Annotated in this window: 18 protein-coding genes and 1 tRNA gene; 7 read left to right on the top strand and 12 right to left on the bottom strand. The window is 52.3% G+C overall.

Annotated features, from left to right (window positions below; genetic code table 11):
* The first annotated feature begins 20 nt into the window (after positions 1–20).
* From RAL91_RS07915 to RAL91_RS07895, 5 genes are read left to right on the top strand one after another with little or no spacing between them, the layout of a single operon-like run.
* A complete protein-coding gene (locus tag RAL91_RS07915) occupies positions 21–1,067 on the top strand; it encodes a carbohydrate ABC transporter permease (protein ID WP_306261189.1) in 1,047 nt (348 codons plus the stop codon).
* Positions 1,068–1,074: 7 nt separating this feature from the next.
* Complete coding sequence (locus RAL91_RS07910; protein WP_306261187.1) at positions 1,075–1,887, top strand: carbohydrate ABC transporter permease; 813 nt, start codon at positions 1,075–1,077, stop codon at positions 1,885–1,887.
* A gap of 5 nt (positions 1,888–1,892) precedes the next feature.
* Positions 1,893–2,270 (top strand): carboxypeptidase-like regulatory domain-containing protein, encoded by a 378-nt coding sequence (locus RAL91_RS07905; protein WP_306261185.1) that lies wholly within the window; start codon positions 1,893–1,895, stop codon positions 2,268–2,270.
* Between the two features lie 2 nt (positions 2,271–2,272).
* The gene (locus RAL91_RS07900; protein ID WP_306261183.1) at positions 2,273–3,316 is read left to right on the top strand and encodes a hydroxyacid dehydrogenase; all 1,044 of its coding nucleotides are present in this window, start codon (positions 2,273–2,275) and stop codon (positions 3,314–3,316) included.
* Positions 3,317–3,361: 45 nt separating this feature from the next.
* Positions 3,362–4,285, top strand: a complete 924-nt coding sequence (locus RAL91_RS07895) for a polysaccharide deacetylase family protein (protein WP_306261181.1) — start codon at positions 3,362–3,364, stop codon at positions 4,283–4,285.
* A 558-nt stretch (positions 4,286–4,843) separates the two neighbouring features.
* Here the strand turns inward: RAL91_RS07895 and RAL91_RS07890 are convergent.
* The 6 genes from RAL91_RS07890 to RAL91_RS07865 all read right to left on the bottom strand — a co-directional run bounded on the left by RAL91_RS07890 (position 4,844) and on the right by RAL91_RS07865 (position 8,950).
* Positions 4,844–4,918, bottom strand: a tRNA-Phe gene (locus RAL91_RS07890).
* Positions 4,919–5,080: 162 nt separating this feature from the next.
* The gene (gene yacG, locus RAL91_RS07885; RefSeq protein ID WP_306261179.1) at positions 5,081–5,278 is read right to left on the bottom strand and encodes a DNA gyrase inhibitor YacG; all 198 of its coding nucleotides are present in this window, start codon (positions 5,276–5,278) and stop codon (positions 5,081–5,083) included.
* Positions 5,279–5,290: 12 nt separating this feature from the next.
* Positions 5,291–6,967: an NAD(P)H-hydrate dehydratase gene (locus RAL91_RS07880; RefSeq protein ID WP_306261178.1), complete on the bottom strand. Its 1,677-nt coding sequence runs from the start codon at positions 6,965–6,967 to the stop codon at positions 5,291–5,293.
* 75 nt (positions 6,968–7,042) lie between these two features.
* Positions 7,043–7,726 (bottom strand): Maf family nucleotide pyrophosphatase, encoded by a 684-nt coding sequence (locus RAL91_RS07875; protein WP_306261176.1) that lies wholly within the window; start codon positions 7,724–7,726, stop codon positions 7,043–7,045.
* A 46-nt stretch (positions 7,727–7,772) separates the two neighbouring features.
* On the bottom strand, positions 7,773–7,991 hold the full coding sequence (infA, locus tag RAL91_RS07870) for a translation initiation factor IF-1 (protein ID WP_306261174.1): 219 nt from the start codon (positions 7,989–7,991) through the stop codon (positions 7,773–7,775).
* Positions 7,992–8,401: 410 nt separating this feature from the next.
* Entirely contained in the window at positions 8,402–8,950 is a 549-nt protein-coding gene (locus tag RAL91_RS07865) for a hypothetical protein (protein ID WP_306261172.1), read from the bottom strand.
* An 816-nt stretch (positions 8,951–9,766) separates the two neighbouring features.
* On the opposite strand from RAL91_RS07865, the gene RAL91_RS07860 reads away from it, so the two are divergent.
* On the top strand, positions 9,767–10,678 hold the full coding sequence (locus RAL91_RS07860) for a pirin family protein (RefSeq protein WP_306261170.1): 912 nt from the start codon (positions 9,767–9,769) through the stop codon (positions 10,676–10,678).
* A 16-nt stretch (positions 10,679–10,694) separates the two neighbouring features.
* Here the strand turns inward: RAL91_RS07860 and RAL91_RS07855 are convergent, their stop codons facing one another.
* From RAL91_RS07855 to RAL91_RS07830, 6 genes are all read right to left on the bottom strand, one after another.
* Positions 10,695–11,669: an amidohydrolase family protein gene (locus RAL91_RS07855; protein WP_306261168.1), complete on the bottom strand. Its 975-nt coding sequence runs from the start codon at positions 11,667–11,669 to the stop codon at positions 10,695–10,697.
* Between the two features lie 45 nt (positions 11,670–11,714).
* On the bottom strand, positions 11,715–12,893 hold the full coding sequence (locus RAL91_RS07850; protein WP_306261165.1) for a Xaa-Pro peptidase family protein: 1,179 nt from the start codon (positions 12,891–12,893) through the stop codon (positions 11,715–11,717).
* A gap of 31 nt (positions 12,894–12,924) precedes the next feature.
* The gene (locus RAL91_RS07845) at positions 12,925–13,872 is read right to left on the bottom strand and encodes a D-2-hydroxyacid dehydrogenase (protein ID WP_306261163.1); all 948 of its coding nucleotides are present in this window, start codon (positions 13,870–13,872) and stop codon (positions 12,925–12,927) included.
* 10 nt (positions 13,873–13,882) lie between these two features.
* Positions 13,883–15,184, bottom strand: a complete 1,302-nt coding sequence (locus RAL91_RS07840; RefSeq protein WP_306261161.1) for a TRAP transporter large permease — start codon at positions 15,182–15,184, stop codon at positions 13,883–13,885.
* Positions 15,181–15,630, bottom strand: coding sequence for a TRAP transporter small permease (locus RAL91_RS07835; RefSeq protein WP_306261159.1), 450 nt, complete (start codon positions 15,628–15,630; stop codon positions 15,181–15,183). Before RAL91_RS07835 ends, RAL91_RS07840 begins: the two co-directional genes overlap by 4 nt.
* Positions 15,631–15,795: 165 nt before the next feature.
* Entirely contained in the window at positions 15,796–16,797 is a 1,002-nt protein-coding gene (locus RAL91_RS07830; protein WP_306261157.1) for a TRAP transporter substrate-binding protein, read from the bottom strand.
* A 154-nt stretch (positions 16,798–16,951) separates the two neighbouring features.
* Between RAL91_RS07830 and RAL91_RS07825 the strand changes: the two genes are divergently transcribed.
* Positions 16,952–17,743, top strand: a complete 792-nt coding sequence (locus tag RAL91_RS07825; RefSeq protein ID WP_306261156.1) for a glutathione S-transferase family protein — start codon at positions 16,952–16,954, stop codon at positions 17,741–17,743.
* Positions 17,744–17,839: the final 96 nt, after the last annotated feature.

The following is a 17,839-nucleotide window of genomic DNA, read 5'->3' as shown; positions in this document are numbered from 1 at the left end:
CACAGCAAGAGGCACTGGCCATGACACCAGATAATCGAATGGCTGTCGGTTCAGTGCCGAAAAAGATGGCGGTGTCTCCCAGCACCGCCACCGGGTCCAATGATACCACCAAAGTAGATGGCGTATCTGCATCCGGACACTCTAACGTCCGGCGAGGGCTTCGCGCCTTCGCCGGGCGCAAACGGACCCGGGAACTTACCCTTGTATGGGTCTTTCTGGCACCATCACTTTTCATTTTTGCGCTCTACCGGATCATTCCGCTTATCTGGAACGGTGTTCTATCGTTCCAGCACTGGTCGCCCTACAAACCGGCAGAATTCGCAGGTCTGTACCACTATGAGGAAATGCTGATCTACGACGAGGCCTTCCGGGAGGTCCTCTGGAATACCGTTCTGTTCATGGCCTCTGCGCCAATTGGTATTTTCCTGGCCCTGGGCATCGCGATCCTGGTGGACAGCCCGGTTCGGGGACGTAACATCTACCGTACAATCGTCTTCATCTCCTACCCCGTCATGACAGTTGCCGTGGGTGTCATCTGGCAATGGCTGTTCAACGAGAAGGTCGGATTGATCAACTACATTCTCCTCTCGCTGGGCGTCATAGACCAGGGAATCCCGTTTCTTGAGAGTTTCGACTACGCCTTGCCTGCGGTCATTGTCGCGTCAATCTGGCAAGTGATTGGCTTCTACATGATCATTCTGCTCACGGGTCTGCAGGGCATCCCGCCTAATCTCTATGAGGCTGCCTCAATTGACGGAGCAAGCCGCTGGCAGCAATTCCGGCGCATTACCATGCCGCTTCTGCGACCGTCTCTATTCCTGTGTTTCGTGGTCGGCATTATCAACTCATTCACCGCCTTCGATCTCATCTTCGTCATGACCGGCGGCGGGCCGGGACGATCAACTGATCTTCTCATCACATACATCTACTCATCCGCCTTCAAGTTATCGCAGTTTGACTATGCAGCAGCGATGACTGTGGTGAATTTTCTTCTCTTCCTCGCGCTCGCTCTTATCGGTAACCGATTGGCAGGCGGTGATGCGGGTGCAGTGAAGACAGGAGGCTAAAGCAGTCATGCGCAAAAGATCGACCTTATCCGTCCACATCATGCTGATGATCGTTTCGACCATCATGCTCATCCCCTTCTATTGGGTGTTGAAGACTAGCCTGACGGGCGAAAACATTTTTGCCTATCCGCCCGCTCTGTTGCCGGAGAACCCGCAGCCGTTTTTCTATGTTGATGTGTGGTACGCCATCCCTTTCGTGCGCTATCTCTTCAATTCGGTCGTCGTCTCGGTGCTGGTTGTTATTGCAAATGTTGTTCTCAACGCGACTGCCGGCTATGCGTTAACCCGCGAGTTTCCGGGTAAAAAACTAACTGTGCTGCTGTTTTTGAGCTGTATGATGATCCCCTTTCAAGTGACCATTATTCCCGCTTATCTGATTACCGCCAAATTGGGCATCCTGAACTCATACATCGGCATGGCGCTGCCGCTGATGTCGACTATCGTCTGCATCTTCATCTTCAAGGCGGCCTTTGAGGCCATACCGAAAAGCCTGATTGATGCTGCCCGGATTGATGGTGTGCCGGAATGGATGATCGTCTTCCGCATCATCATGCCGCTCACAAAACCTGCAATCGCTACCAATGTCATTCTGTCCTTTATCTGGTCATGGAACAGCTTCCTGTGGCCGCTGGTGATTGTGCGCGATGCCGAGATGCAAACGCTACCACTCGGGCTTTCACGATTCCTGAGTGTGGTAGAGGACACGACCGGCGCGCTCTATGCTTTCTGCGTAATGGTCCTTGTGCCCGGACTGCTGATCTTCCTTCTGGCGCAAAAGGAATTCATTACTGGCCTCACCTCCGGCGCGACGAAGGGGTAAGCGCTATGGTACGCCGCTGGCTTTTTAATCGTTTTTCGATCACCTTCGGCATGCTTGCGGTGCTGATCGCGTTCTGGAATATCTACGTTGAAGCCAATAATACCGGGCTCATCGCTGGTCGGGTCATAGGTCCCGACGGGGCTCCGGTAACCGGAGCAATTGTGAGCCTGTCTGAACGAACGCTGCTCGTCACGCGCCCAAAGGGAACAGCGGAAACCGATGAAGACGGACAGTTCAAATTCGAAAACCAGGACGTCTATAGACTCTATCTGGCTGCAGAAAAGCCGGGGGTTGGTGAAACGTCATCTCGTGAATACAGGCTCTATTTCAAAGGACAGGAACTCGTCTTGAAAGAACCCTTGAAACTGGTCGCGGAGCAATAATTTTGAGTCAGCCTGTCATCATCTTCGATCCCTCGCCGCGAAGCCGCGAACTAATTTTCAGTGCCGAAGATTGGAAACGGCTGAATTCTCTGGGTCGTGTGATCTCACATGAAGGTGCCGGGCGTATGGACGACGCCTTGGTTGACGAATATTTGCCCCAAGCTTCCCTGATCATAGGGCAGACAGACCTGCCCGCCGAACGACTAGAACGCGCCGAACCACTTCGGGCGATCATTAACGTTGAAGGCAATTTCTATCCCAATGTCGACTACAAGATTGCCTTTGCGCGCGGAATTCGCGTGTTGGGAATAGGTCCGGCCTTCTCTCTGCCCGTAGCGGAAATGGCGCTGGGCATGGCCATCGACGCCGCACGCGGTATTACCCGCGCTGACCGGGCTTTTCGCGCCGGACGAGAGGGTTATGGGAAGGCAGATAATGCCGGATCGTTTCTCCTGACCGGAGCGGATATGGGCTTTGTTGGCTTCGGCCATTTGGGCCGTTCGCTGCTACCTCTTTTGCAACCTTTCAGGCCAACGATCCGGGTGTTCGATCCTTGGGTGCCACCAGGCGCATTGCGTGAACACGGTCTGGTTCCTGATTCACTTGAGGGTGTCTTATCGAAATCAAAAGTGACATTTGTCCTCGCCGGGGTGACCGAAGAAAACTACGGAATGATCGGCGCAGAACAACTTGCACTGATACCTGGCGGAGCCGCTTTCCTGCTCATGTCGCGTGCCCCCATCGTGGATTGGGATGCCTTTCTGGAAGCCTCTCGTGAGGGGCGCTTCCGGGCGGCAACCGATGTTTTCCCGCAAGAGCCCGTGTCTCCTGATGATCCAGTGCGTAGGCATGATCATATGATCCTTTCAGCGCACCGCGCTGGCGGCATCAAAGAAGCTTTTCTAAGGATCGGAGAGATGGTGGCGGATGATGCTGGCCTTTTGCTTTCCGGTCTGCCCCCCGCACGACTGCAATCGGCGCACCCGGAAACTGTCGCCCGTCTGCGCTCCACACCGGGGCAACAGCACACCACCGAGACAAAGTAAGGGTGCTACCGATCAGATTACAAACCTAAGAAGGGGAATGTGCAGATGAACCGATCAGAGACCATGCAGGCTCTGGGACTGAACCCCGATCATCCTGCCGTCCTGCTGCATGCTGACGATGTGGGAATGTGTCACGGTGCCAATGTCGCGTTTCTCGAACTGTCGCGTTCTGAGGCGCTGAACTGCGGTTCGGTTATGGTGCCGTGCCCATGGTTTCCTGAGATTGCCAGCGAAGCTGCAGGCGACGACACACTTGATCTGGGCGTCCACCTGACATTGACCAGCGAATGGACGAGTTATCGTTGGGGGCCGCTGACCCGCGCCAGTTCTGATTCAGGCCTGGTGGACGATGCGGGTTATTTTCACAGCAACGTTGCAGCACTTGCAAAACGGATTGATCCCGCCGCCGCCAAAGACGAGATGCGGGCGCAAATAGAGCGCGCGCTCGGTGCCGGGATTGACGTCACTCATCTGGATACGCATATGGGCGCAGCTCTATGCGCCCCACTTTTAGAAACCACACTTCGTCTGGGCCGGGAATACGATCTTCCAGTGCTGCTTCCGCGCGACGGCAAAACCTATCGGGATGTACTCAAGCTGGAGTCCCATGGCGGTGAAGCAGAATGGGACGCAGCTGTCGCACAAAGCGCACAAAATCAGGAACCGCTTGTGGACAATTTCGCCATGACGCCTGGCGCTCCAAAAGGCGAAGGTGCAGCTGCTTATCGAAAGATCCTCGAAGCGTTGGACCCTGGCATCACATTTTTTGCCCTTCACCCCAACGTCACCGGTGATATTGAAACGATCGTTCCGCCGCGTGCACATTGGCGGGTGGAGGAGACGGAGGCTCTGCGTAATGGCCTGATCGCTGGCTGGCTGGATGAATTTGAAATCCAGACAATCGGCATGCGCCCGTTCCGCGAACTCATGCAGCAAAACACATCAACCATCATTTTGCCTGTTAGATAGAAAGTACCGCTGCCAAAATTGGGCTGAGGACGATCATAGTTGATCAGAAACCGTAACCGTCAATCTGGTCTTGAAAATCAAACCATTTGATCGCCAAGCTGTAGCAAACTTCTGTTTCACCAGGAATTTCCGAGGGAAATGGACGTGGGTCTCTACCAACCAATTTGAGCAAAAGTGGCCTATGTTGCGGTCAAACAAATGACCCGTCGTTTATCGAATGAGCGTGTACACCAATTCAGGATGGCCGCTCGATTGTTGTCGGTTCGTAGACTTTCGCCCGAATAATTCTGGGATTGATGTTTGGCTAATACAAGCCCCAACAGCAATTTTTTATAATTCCTCGAAAGCGCACTCTCTATATATGCACATTTTTCTGAGAAGGCTTAAGCCAAACAATTCAAATTTGTTTTCGGCAGCACAGTTGCAAGATCAACGGGCCATCGATTGATCGTCACAGTCAAAAAACAAACTTGCTGCCTGTTTGCAACCCAGCCAAATCATTGACATCGCAAACTATATTCAAAAATCTTTCAAACTATTGTAATTATTTATGAAAAATGGTGCCCGGGGGCGGATTTGAACCACCGACACGCGGATTTTCAATCCGCTGCTCTACCCCTGAGCTACCCGGGCATACTGATCGTCCGCCAGCGCTGTTGCGTTATAGTGCGGAGCCCCGAGGTAAGGGCTGATCATGTTGCTGAGCGGTTATAGGCAAGTCACAAACACCTGTCCAGTGGCGATTTTTGTTCCTTTTGGAAAAGTTGATTAAGGGCCAAATGCCGCCCGGCAGCTCTAGTTTTCTATGTCAAATTCGTCGCTGGAGGGGTCTTCCTCGATCACTGGAACTGCATATTTGCCGTTGAACCAACGGCCCAGATCCACATTGGCGCAATGTTTGGAACAAAACGGATAGCTATCGCGGTGTGACAGCTTCTTGCAGATGGGGCACGGCACCGGCTTTCTGAGAGGGGTAATCTTGTTATCGCTCATGGGTTTGTCACTTTATTGCGTTTCGGCTTCAATCTGTTGGAGAACGCGGGGTAGCATGTCCGGCAGGTCTTCGGCAATAAGGCCGGGGCCGAACATTCTGGCGCATTCCACATGCAGCCACGTTCCGGCCCTTGCCGCCTCAAAGGGGTCAAAACCGCGCGCCATCAGACCTGTGATGAATCCGGCCAGAACGTCGCCTGCGCCTGCTGTTGCAAGCCAGGGAACCTGTCTTTGGCCAAGTGCTGCAGAGAGTTCTGTCCGGCCATCGGGTGCGGCAATAATGGTCACAGCGCCTTTCAGCAGAATGCAACAGTCAGCCATTTTTGCGGCTTGGCGGGCTTTCTCGATTCCAGATAGTCCACTCCCGTTTGTGTCGGTTCCGGCGGCCTCTTCAACTCTCACAAGATCCGGGAAAAGGCGTGCAAACTCTCCGCTGTGCGGGGTCAGAACTGCATTTTCATGCAGGCGGGCAAACAGACTTGATGGATCCTCTTCAAAGCTGGTCAGGGCATCTGCATCCAGCACAATCGGGCGTTGGCTCTTGAGCGCTGCACAAACCAGCGATCTGGTATTTTGACCACGCCCCATGCCTGGCCCCAGGCAGAGGCTGTTTTTTCTGGTGTCCGTGAGAAGGGTTTCCAGCTCCGCCACCGTTGCAATTGGTGTCAGCATGATCGCATTAAGCTGTGCAGCGTTCTCCATCAGTGCGGCGGATGGACAGGTCAGAGTGACAGCCCCGGCCCCAACGCGTAACGCGGCCCTGGCAGCCAGCCTTCCTGCCCCGCCATGGCCACTTCCGCCTGCACATACCACCGCATGACCGTGCTGATATTTATGGGCGAGATTGGGTTTGTTCAGTCCGGCGGGAATTCCGCCAGTGTTTATGGGGTGATCGGGGTCAGCCTCATCGGGTTTGCGCCCACTGGATGGTTCAAAATCCTCGATACCAAGATCGACAATCGAAAGAATGGGAGCGGTTTTGTCGGCACCTGTCTGTTGGGACATCGCATCGACCCAAAAGAGATGGCCGGGCTTCATGCGCTGAAAAGTGATAATATGGTTCACACTTGGCCAGGACAATTGAGGGCCGGTAGCTGCCGGGGGCGTTTCTGCCTGCACATTTTTGAGCATTTTTCCGCTGTCAGCACTCACCCCGGACGGCATATCCACCGCGATAATGGTTGTGGCGTGCTGCGCCACCATATCCAGTTTTGTAACAATTTCTGTGCCAAGCGAACGCGTCAGGCCTGTGCCGAACAAGGCATCGATCACAACATCCTGGCCTGAAACATCCGCCGCGGTCAGGTCAGACAAAGGATGGGTGCTGTCAAGCTGTGCCCATAATCGTGCATTTTCTGCAGCGTCAGTGGGAAGCCTGTCGGGATTGCCATAATGAAAGACGGTAACTTTCCAACCAAGCTGGTGCAAGCACCGTGCAATGACATAACCATCGCCACCATTGTTGCCCGGGCCGCACAACACTGCCGCGCTGTTTCCGGTCTCCCCAAATTGCGGATGGGACTGCAACAGGGCATCCACCACACCGCACCCGGCAGTTTCCATCATGGATAAGCCGGTTACATGACCGGATGCCATAGCGCGCTGTTCGGTGTCGCGCATCTGCTGTTCTGTCAGGAGCTTGTGTCGCGTCTGATCGAAATTGACGCGCGTAATGGTGCCGCTGGTCATATCTGCTCGCTTTTGATGTGTATCATCGCGATCGCCTGGACCCGGTCAACAGTCATGCAACGCGGCTTGCCGCGATTATTCGTGGTTCAGCCAGTTCAGAACAACCGGGAAACCCTCTCCCTGCAACAGGGAAACGGTCTCAAACAGGGGCAAGCCAACCACACTGGTATAAGAGCCCTGAAGATTGGTCACAAAGGCTGCGGCCAGACCCTGGATGGCATAGCCGCCAGCTTTTCCGCGCCACTCATCAGATGCCAGATAGGCGTCAATTTCGATGCGTGACAGCTTTTTAAAGCGGACTTTGGATTCAACCAACCGCTTGCGCAGCCCACCTCTTGGCGTGACAAAGGCAACGCCTGTGTAAACTCGATGGGCGCGGCCCGACAGGCGTTCCAGCGCCTCGACAGCTTCATTCACTGTTTCGGTTTTGGGCAATATGCGTTGACCGACAGCAACAACCGTATCTGCACCCAGGACGAACGCATCGTCATAGCGTTCTGTTTTGGGCGACAGGTCCGCAAACTCGCTTTCCTTGCCGTCCATGGATTTAGCCATGGCCACAAGCATCTCGCGTGCTGTTTTTGCCTTTGCGGTGGCAAGGCGGGCTGCCAGCGCTCTTGGGCTTTCACGACGACGTGGTGTTTCGTCCAAATCTACCGGCTGCAAACGATCCGGCTGCAGCCCGACCTGTTGTAGCAGAGCAAGCCGCCTTGGTGACGACGATGCAAGAACCAATTTGGGAGTGGATTTGGCAGCCATGTTTACAATTTACCCGCAAGCAGCAACGCCGGAAGCGTCATTCTGATTACTTAAAGCGGTAGGTAATGCGCCCTTTTGTCAAATCGTAAGGCGTCATTTCCACAAGAATTTTATCGCCTGCCAGAACCCGGATACGGTTTTTGCGCATGCGGCCCGCTGTATGGGCAATGATTTCATGGTCGTTTTCCAGCTTCACGCGGAACATCGCGTTTGGCAGCAACTCGGTGACCACACCGGGAAACTCAAGGATTTCTTCCTTAGCCATAGGATTCCTTATCTACAGTATTCTACAGATCTGAACCGGATAAACCGTTCAGACATATTATTAAGATGCCCGTGTCGGCACAGTAAGCCGACTTTTCGCATCACATTGGATGGTCTGTTACCAGATCGGTAAGCAAAGGTCACCATTAAGTGCGGGAAATCTGATAATTCGTGGAAATTTCAATTTTTAAGAGCTGGTGTTTCCCGAGATTCATGCGCCACCTGGCACCACAAGAAGCAGGACACTCTGTCGCAACCCAAAAAAATACGGCACCATGTGATGAGCATGATGCCGTATCATTTTTGCGATTTACCTGGGTGTTCCAGAGTTTAGGGTATCAGATTATTCTGATTGCCTGACTTCCGGTTTCAGCACTAATTGTTGCCACTACCCTGGCCGTCACGGTCGTTTCAATCTCGGTCTTTTCCGCTACGCTTTTCTCCGTCACGGTGTTTCCCGCCTTTGCGACCTGCACGACTTTTGGACCCTTTGCCCTTTTTGCCTTTGGTGATTTTATTCAATTTTCTCTTTTTATTCTTTATCTTGTCAGAAATTTTCTCTTTTTTATTTTTGAGTTTTCTGATTTTTTTCTTTGGAGGATCTTTTTTGTCCTTCAGTTTTTCTATTCTATTTTTGATTTTTTTCTTTTTATTTGTAAGTCTGTTGATTTTTTTCTTAAGCTTCTTCACCTTGTGGTACTTGTGTCCGTGATGCTTCACTTTTTCCAGTTTGCGGCTCGGCTCTGTTGTAGCCGCCACAACTGCGTTCTCTTCTGCGTTGGATTCAACCAGGAAGGCTGATCCTGAACAATTATATTCAATACGAATGTGCTGAGGAAGCTGTTCGCAAACTTCCTGGCTTGGTCCCTGCTGAGCTTGCACGGGGGTTACTGCCATGGCAGTTGCCATGACCGCACCGGCGATCAAACTTGAGGATACTCCCCATATATACTTAATCATAATGTTTCTCCGATTTACGCAATACTTTTAATCGGAAGCACTTTGTCTTTTTTAAAATGTAATTTGGAAAATGCTTTCCGAAACTACAATAAAAATACTTATTTGACAGGTTTTCAACAGAAATTTAACAACTTCTTAATTATATTAATGTTAAGACTAACTGTTAATGTTAATTTCTATTCTTAATTGTCCAATTTACTTATTTTGAATAAGGCGAATCAAAAATCGCCTTGCAATGCGATTCAATTCATTTCAAATTTTGGGGATTTTAGGATTTTGCCTGGGGCGCCGAGAGCACTCTCGGCGTCTTTTGCGAAGCAGTCTGTCGGGTTATGAAGCAGCCTGCAGGGCAAGGAGTTGGGCAAGCAGTTGGGCAAGCCTCAAAAATGGAAGCAGCTCTCGGGGCGAACGATTGCAACCTTCATTAAAAATGCAAGAAACCTGCCCAACCGATGCCACCATGGGCGAATGGTGGCAACTTTATTTCTTAAATTCTAAAACTAATTCTCATAAATTATTACATTTTTTAAATATATATTTTCTTGATGATTCTTTTGAAGCTCATTTCCGCCGCTACTCTCTATGTCCACCCTTATCTTCTATTCATAATTTGTAATCAACAACTTCGTATATTTATAATAAAAAGTTAACACTAATATAGAGACTTTTACTAAAATTTTATAAACTTCAAACCCCTCAGGAAACTCCTTGGCCGAAGGCAATTCACTCTGTACAGCAGCACGAGACACATCGTTCACGACACTTCCTGGATAATTTGTGTCAAACTATTTCCGTGAACAATACAGGAGCACTGTTATGTCTGTCCGCCCGGTCAACCAAATTCTGCAAGCCCAACCCACAATGGAAGGGGCTGGCGTTAAGTTACATCGCGCATTTGGTTTTGGTGATCCGGATATGGCAGACCCGTTTCTGCTGTTTGATGATTTTCGCAATGACAAGCCGCAAGATTTTGAACGCGGGTTCCCCTGGCATCCGCATCGGGGCATTGAGACAATTACCTACGTGCTTTCAGGCTCTGTGGAACATGCCGACAGTCTTGGCAATACAGGCGCTCTGGGTGCCGGTGACGTACAATGGATGACAGCAGGCCGTGGCATCCTGCATCAGGAAATGCCGCAAGGTGATGCGAAGGGGCAGATGCATGGCTTTCAACTGTGGGCGAATTTGCCCCGTGATCTGAAGATGACAGACCCGCGCTATCAGGATGTGAATGCCAGCGAAATTCCGCTGTTGCAGGAAGATGACGGGACAGAAGTCAAAATCATCTGCGGCGAATTCTGGGATCGTAAAGGACCGGTTGATGGTATTGCCGCTGACCCGCGCTACCTGGATGTGTTTGTGCCCGCCGGGAAAAAACGCACCCTGCCCGTCAGCACCTATCAAAAGGCATTTGCCTATATTTTTGAAGGCTCCGGCACCTTTCGCGATGCCTCAAAGCCCATCGGGGTTTTGACCGAGAAAGAAGCCAATGGCGAAGAGCTGCTGATCCGGGACCAGAGCGGCAACCGATCCCTGGTGCTGTTTGGGACAGGTGATGAAATCACAGTCCAGGCAGGCGATGCGGGCATCCGCTTTCTGCTGGTGTCAGGGACGCCCATTCAGGAGCCGGTTGCCTGGCACGGCCCAATCGTCATGAACACGCGCGCAGAATTGATGCAGGCCATCAATGAATTGAACGCGGGAACCTTTATCAGGAAATCCGCATGACGCCTTATATGCAAGCCTATAGACGCAGCAATGTCTTGGCGTTCTGGTAACACACCATGGTACGTTCCTCTTCGGTGAGCTTTGCGCTGTCTATCCACCCACCGGCCTCGTCTATCTTTTCAAAAGGATAATCGACCGAAAACATAACTCGGTCAGGGCCCATCGCGTCCATGGCACACCGCAGCGGCTCATCTGAACAGACACCTGCAGTGGTCGCGTAAATGTTGCGCTTGAAATAGTCAGACGGCTTCATGTCCAGCGTCATGTCGCCGCGATTGCTGATCAGCCATCGGCTGTCAAAACGCCAAAGCTGATACGGCAGTGTTTCACCCATGTGACCCAAAATGAGTTTGGCCTTTGGATAGCGGTCAAACACACCGCTGAACAAAATCCGCAATGCGTGATTGCCGGTTTCCACTGTCCATGACCATACGGGGCCAAAGAGCTCGGGATGATTGTTGTACATATAGGGGACATCCGCCGGATTGTTGGGGTGTATGTAGATCGGGACATCAAGATCAGATGCCCGTTCCCAGACAATTGAAAAGCGATCATCATCCAGATAGGCCCCGTTGGTCTGGCCATTGATCATGGCACCGCAAAAGCCAAGCTGCTTGACGCAGCGTTCCAACTCATCAGCTGCTGCAAGCGGGTCCTGAAGGGCCAGATGCGCGAAACCGGCATAGCGGCCCGGCTGCGTGCTGATCTGTTCTGCCAGATACTCGTTACAGATCTTTGCCATTTTCACTGCGGTTGCAGTATTCGTCTCTGCCTGGACACCCGGGCCTGCAAGCGACAGAACAGCTTTTTCAATGTTGTTTCGCTCCATGCCGGTGAGCCGCAATTCACCAAAATCCTCCAGCGTATTCCGCACCTTGCCGAACAATCCCGGGCTGATATTGATCGCCGTTCTGGACCAATAATCGACAAATTCCGGCATCATGAAATGCTCTTCCAGAGCTATCTTGCGGTGTCCCGATGACTGATCCATTTATGCGTCCTTCTTTGAAATCTGTGGCTTTGTTGCGCGCGCCGATCAGAGCTGGAAAATTTTCTTGTCCGTCTTGTGCAGGCAGGCGCCAACACCGTTTTCTTCGATCATGTAATTGTCGCAGATCACAGCAAAGACTTCGCCATCATCAAATCCGGGATGAACCGCAAAGCACATATTGGCAGCCAATGGCATGGTTTCATCCTTCCGGATCATCGGGCGTTCCACCATATCGACACCCTGACCATGCGCGTAAAGACGTGTCTCGGGCGGCAGATCATGATCGATCATCCAGGCATCATGCGCCGCGGCTATTTCAGCAGGGCTGGCGCCGGGTTTCATCAGGGACAGCGTGTAATCCTGCGCCTTCTTCATGTGTTCAAATGATTGCAGCAGATGGTCACTTGGCGTGCCAAGCACCATGGTGCGGGCGATTTCCAGATAGAGGCCGCCGGGCCCATTAATCTCAATCAGCAGCGAGAAATGATCGCCCTTTTCAATTGTACGGGCTTGAAGCGGCCGGCTTGCAAACCGCGATGAACGCCCTAGCGGTGAAGATGTGCCAAGGAAAATACCCTGATCGCTGCCAAGTCTGTGGGCCACCGCCTGTGCATGGTTGGCAACATCAATGTCCTGGACGTCTGGACGCAGGAAATCGCAGACTTCGGCGAACACCTTATCCTGCAGATGTGCAGTCTGGATGATGAGGTCGATTTCTTCCGGGCTTTTGACGGCTTTGATTGTATCAACCAGATCCGTCGCATCGACCTGCTGCGGTGCGTTGGGCATTTTCTGCACCGAGTTCACCAGAGAGTAAGGCAGTGTGTCGGGCGTCAGCCAGCCGATTTTTGCCGGTTTGGTGTTCTGGAATTCTTTCACCAGCAATTCAGCATCATATCTGTTGGTATAACCGATTGAGGTAAAGGAAGGTGTGTGAACCACGCGGCCAACGCCACGATGGATATCATCCGTGCCGCCAAGATCCCGCACTGTATCAAACGGACCCATTTCGATAATGGTCATCGGCTGATCACGGTAAAAGATGAGGGTTCTGGGGTAGCCATTGCCTGCGGGAATGTCGCTGAACCAGCGCACATAACCGCCAACCCAATCGCTGGTGTTTTGCATGACCAAGGCGTCGATACCGTCCGCCTCCATGGCACTGGCAACAGCCTTCCAGCGGCGCTGCAGTTCTGCATCGGTGATGGGAGAGCGCATTTTCATGGGAGAGTTCCTTACAGAATTATCAAAAATTTCAGCGGTCAAATTTTCCAGTCAAACCATCGGCCCCGAACAGGGCGAATTTGTTGAGGTTTTCGGCGACAAGCGGCAGAGCCTGCTGATGATAAATATCCGCCATTCCGCCGATATGGGGCGTAACAATGATTTTGGGATGCTGCCAAAGCGGGCTGTCTGCCGGCAGCGGTTCGGTTGCAAACACGTCCATGCCTGCCCCGGCAATGCGGCCCGCGTCCAGAGCATCAACCAATGCTTCTTCATCGACGCAGCCGCCGCGGGAAATGTTGATCAGAAAGGCTGATTGTTTCATGAGGCTGAGGATTCTGGCGTTGATGATATTATGTGTTTCGTCTGAATAAGGAACAATCACGATGAGGAAATCCGCGTCACCGGCGGCGCTTTCAATGTCAGATCGCTTGTAAATCCGGTCGAAACCCTCCAGTTCGGTACGCCCATTGGAAACACCGGTCACGCGCATCTCCATCGCGAGGCAGCGCTTTGCCAATGTTTCTGCAATGGCACCCAGCCCGACAAGACAGGCGGTTTTTCCAGCCAGCAGCGGCTGCGGCCATCTTTGCCAGGATGCTGATTTCTGGTTTTCCAGCATGGTTGGAAAATTGCGCCCAAGCGACAACATCAACAGCAGCGTCAGTTCCGACATTTGGGGACCGTGGAAACCATTGCAATTGGTGATCACAACATCTTTGGGCAGCGTGTCCATTGCCAAAAGATTATCAACACCTGTGGTCAGGGCCTGAACCCATTCCAGATTGGGCATAGCGGCAATCAAATCCGGTTTTATGTAGGGCGCAAGGCCGACCAGTATGTCCGCATTTGCAGCGCGCGACACAGCCTCTTCGTGGGTGGACGCTGCAACAAACTGATAATCCTGACACAGGCCACCAAGTTCGTGGGCATACCAGTCTGCCTTTTGATCAAAAATAAGGGCTGTTTTTGAGTGCATCGGGTCCCGCTCAATAAAGAATGGATGGCAACCAGAGCGTTAGCTGAGGAAGCAGAAATAACATCAGAATGAGGATCAGCGGCGCGATCAGAAAAGGGACAATACCCCGGTAAAGGGTCGCAATATTGGTCCCTGGTATTTGCGCCTGAATGATAAACAGATTCATGCCAACGGGCGGCGTTATCAGACCCAGCTCAACGACAACCACAACCAGAACGCCAAACCAGATCGGATCATAGCCGTAGCCGATTATGATTGGCAGGAAGACAGGTACCGTGATCAGCATCATGCCGATCCCCTCCAGAAAACAGCCCATCACAATGTAAAGCAGGATGATGATGGAGACCACTGCGAAGGGGCCAAGTCCAAATTCCTGAGCTGAAGACAGCAGCAATTCCGGCAGCCTTGTCTGCACGACAAAGTTTGCAAAGATGGTTGCGCCAATCACAATGAGAAACAGGACGCAGGACGTGATGACCGATGCGCGCACGGCTTCCGTCAATCGGAGCACTGTCAGATTGCCAGTGGCAAAGCCAAGCACAATTGCGCCGAACGCACCGACAGCGGCAGCCTCGTTGGGGCTGAATACTCCCAGATAGATACCGCCAATTGTTGCCGTGAACAGAATGATGAACTGCCATGGCTCACGCAGTGCTTTCAGACGCTCTGTCAAACTGGCCGACGCGTCCAGCGGGGCTTTTTCAGGAGACCTTGCGGCAATGATCATGGCGATGGCCGAGTACAGGACCAGCAATACCAGGCCGGGAATGAGCGACGCTGCGAATAATTTGGGGACAGAGACTTCCGCAATTGATCCGTAGATAACGAGGATGATCGAGGGCGGAATAAGAATGCCCAGCGTGCCGCCGGTTGCCACAGAAGAGGCCGCAAAACCTTCCTCATAACCCGCACGGCGCATTTCCGGCATTGCGATACGGGTCATGGTAGCGGCGGTAGCGATAGACGAGCCGCAAATGGCACCAAAGGCACCAGAAGCCCCGATGGTGGCAACAGAAAGCCCGCCCCGCACGCCCGAAAGGACAATGCGTGCAGCTTTGAACAGATCGGCTGACAATCTTGATTTTGAGGCGATTTCACCCATCAGAATGAAAAGCGGCACGACCGACAGACCATACCCTGACGCAATGTCGAAGGCGTTGGTGCCAGTTACCAGTTTCGCCACGCTCACATTGGACAGAAGCACATTGCCAACAATACCGCATAGCGCCAATGCCAACCACACAGGCTGTCGCAACAGCAGCAAGCCGAATAGCACTGCTATGGACAGCAGTCCCATAATCGGGATGCTCATAGGTCCGTGCCCCGCTCGTCAGACGCTGTCAATTTTCCTGACGAAAATGCAGCCATAAAAGCGGCCAGGATTGCCCCTGCCAAACCCACTAGAGATAAGGCCCAGGTCAGCCAGACCGGCAGGTTGAGTTCCAGCGAACGATCCCCATAGCGTTGGGCGCTGATCATCGGGCCAATCATTGACCAGAAAACAAAAAGGAGAACGCCCAATGCCACAAGACTTGCAATCATCATCAGCAGACGCACGACAATTGGCGCTACGAGATTATCCACAATATCGATGGTGATTTCCGCGCGCTCCGAAATCACTTTTGCCAGGCCGAAGAAGACCATGATCGCAAGCAATATGCCAACAAGATCATAGGTCCCCGGGATAGGTGCGTTAAATGCATATCTCATGAAAACATCTGCGACGATGATGAGCATCATCGCGACTAGCGCAAGCATTGACAGCTTCAACTGCAGTTCGAAAATGGAATGCAAAACTCGCCGAACTTGGCCGTTATGCGGCATAGGGCTATCCCTGTTTGCAGCCAGGGCGCGAACGCCGATGGCACGGATCAAGGCAAAAGCCGGACATCCAGTTCATGAATGCCCGGCCTTGCTACATTTCTATTTTGTGTAGGCTGCTACAAAGTCACTGCCGGGTTTTCCGGCCTCATTCACAGCACCGATGAAACTGTCGCTGATTGGCGCAACAATGCTTTCCAGTGTGGCCCGCTCAGCGTCTGACAATTGAACAATGTTCACGCCGCCATCGGCCATATATTGACGCGCTTCGGCTTCACCATCATCCCACATTTTGCCAAATGCTTCGCCCCGATCAGGACCAGTGGTGTCATCAATGATCTTTTTCATTTCAGGGCTGAGGCTGTTGTAGGTGTTTTCGTTCATCACCACTGCAAAGGTTGCCGAGGCAATGCCTGGCTCCAGCGAATATTTGATGAGGGGCGCCATATCGAACGCTTTTGTTGCTTCAAACGGGAATGAAGCTGCATCAGCGACGCCTTTTGAAATGCTGTCCGCAGACTGCGCCGGTGGAATTCTCAAGGGAACAGCCTCAAGTTTCTCGACAACCTGCTGCCAGATGGCACCGGCATACCGAATGCGTTGACCTTTGATGTTTTCCAGTTTGCTCAGATCGGCTTTTGCCGAGTGAATTTTCAAAGGCGGTGTGACGGCCATCCACATAATTTTGGTTCCGGCGTGTTCCTCCGCCAGATATTCTGGCGCAAGCTCTGTCAGGCGCCGCGATGTAATGGCACTCAAATCACCGGCAGAGGGATGGCTGAGCGGCAATCCAGCCAGCTCTGTCATTGGAAAGCGACCAGGTGTTGCGCCGTGCAGGATGATCGACAGATCAGCAGCACCAGCAGCAACCAATTCAAACTGGCGCGGGGGTGGGCCAAGCTGGCCAGATGTAAAGACTTCCAAAGACATTTCGCCGTTGGATTTTTCGCTCATTTCATCTGACCACAATTTCAGCATTTTGTGGAATGTGTGATTGGGCGGCAGAAAGCTGGATACTTTCAGCTTCTGCGCCGAAACCGCAGAGATGGATGCGGCGCTGATGGCAACAGCCAAAGCAATTTTCACGACCGGATTTTGCAACATAATTCTCCTCCATTGTACCAGAGCATCGGTTCCCGCCCCATGTTCCCCTGACCATGAGTGACCTGCCTTGCGGTACACTTGTATCGTATCGTGGCTTTTCCCCAATTGTCAATTGTGCTAGGCACGGCGCAGATTTCAAATGGAGGACCAAGCAATGAAACTCTATCACAACAATAATAGCGTCTGTTCGCAAAAGGTACGCGTCACGCTCGCGGAAAAAGAATTGACGTGGGAAAGCGTTCATCTTGATCTTGCCAAGGGTGAGCAATCGACTGCTGAATACATGAAACTAAACCCGGAAGGTGTCGTTCCAACTTTGGTTGATGGCGATATTGTTTTACGGGAATCCAGTGTGATTGCCGAATATCTGGATCAACTGTCCGAACACAATCCACTGGCCCCGACAGCCCTAAAAGATCAGGCGGCTATGCATCTGTGGCTGACACGTGCAATTGATATTCATGCTGCCATCAACTCCATAACATTTGCAACATTGATGCGCCAAAACCAGTTGCGTGACAGTACGCCTGAAGAAGTGAAAGCGCGTATTGCGAAATTCCCGAACCCGCAAATCCGGTCAAAGCGCATTGATCTGTATACCAATGGTGTGAACTCTCCTTACGTTGCAGGTGCCCTGTTCACGCTGAAGCGTATGTTCGATGACATGTCCGCAACACTGGAGAGCGCGGACTGGCTGACCGCCGGTCAATACGGCTTGTCAGATATTGCGGTGATCGCCTATGTGGATCGTCTGGACCGGCTTAGCCTGTCCAGACTGTGGACCGAACGCTACCCCGCGATTGATCCATGGCTGCGTGCCAATCAGGCACGGCCAAGCTACAAAACCGCGATTGGTGATCTCATTCCATCCGCAGCGGCGGAACGTTCCCGCCAGGTGGGTGAAGAAGCCTGGCCAGACATCAGGACGATCTGGACCGGAATTTAAGCAAAAGCTGGCGCGGCGGTGGCAGAACAATCCTCGCCCGCCGCTACAACCTGCTTTACCAATTCGCAATAGCGAGCTGTTAAACACAGAATCGCC

The sequence above is a fragment of the Pararhizobium sp. IMCC21322 genome (assembly GCF_030758295.1).
In the GTDB taxonomy this organism is placed as follows: domain Bacteria; phylum Pseudomonadota; class Alphaproteobacteria; order Rhizobiales.
The sequence above is the reverse complement of the archived record's forward strand: the minus strand, read 5'-3'. Positions and strand labels throughout refer to the sequence as shown.